Source organism: Streptomyces antnestii (assembly GCF_004005495.1).
Classification (GTDB): Bacteria; Actinomycetota; Actinomycetes; order Streptomycetales; family Streptomycetaceae; genus Streptomyces; species Streptomyces antnestii.
Window position 1 is genome coordinate 1 of record NZ_RZYA01000063.1, and the last position, 807, is coordinate 807.

The 807-nt window shown below is 68.9% G+C and carries 1 protein-coding gene; it reads left to right on the plus strand.

The features are described 5' to 3' along the window. On the plus strand, positions 1 to 807 hold an 807-nt coding region (locus EOT10_RS40955), incomplete at both ends, for an FMN-binding glutamate synthase family protein (RefSeq protein WP_223281531.1).

Genomic DNA, 807 nt, shown 5'->3' on the forward strand with positions numbered 1-807 from the left:
TCCAGAAGAGGCACGCACTGCTGCGGAACTTCCCGGTGATCGGACACGCCCGGTACCTGTTGGAGACGATCGGGCCCGAGCTGCGGCAGTACATCGTGACCTCCAACGAGGAGGAGCGCCCGTTCAGCCGGGACCAGCGCAGCTGGATCTACGCGTCGGCGAAGGAGGAGAACAACTACTTCGGGTTCGGAACCGAAGTCGACGTCGAGCACGTGCAGGGGCACGCCTACCTGAAGCAGCGCACGTTCGCCGGCGCGCTGCCCGACGCGCACGACCCGCAGGCCCCACTGCCCTCGGCCAAGGTGCTGGGCGGACCGCGCGGGCGCGCCAAGGCGTTTCGGCCGGCGAGCGTAGTGAACATCTCCGCGATGAGCTTCGGATCGCTCTCCGGCGCGGCAATCACGGCGCTCAACAAGGGGGCGGCGCTGGCGGGCACGATGCACAACACGGGCGAGGGCGGCCTGTCGCCGTACCACCGGGGCGGCGGCGACCTCGTTCTCCAGATGGGTACGGCATATTTCGGCTGCCGTAACGAGGACGGCAGCTTCAACCTCGACAAGCTCAAGGACGTGGTCGCCGGCGCCCCGGTCAAGGCGACGGAGATCAAGCTCTCCCAGGGAGCCAAGCCGGGGCTGGGCGGAATGCTGCCGGGCGCGAAGGTGACCGAGGAGATTGCCGGGATCCGTGGCATCCCGCTCGGCAAGGACTGCGCCTCCCCCGCGCGGCACACCGCGTTCAGCGACGTCGACTCGATGCTCGACTTCGTCGAGCTGCTGGCCGCCGAGACCGGTCTGCCGGTCGGGGTCA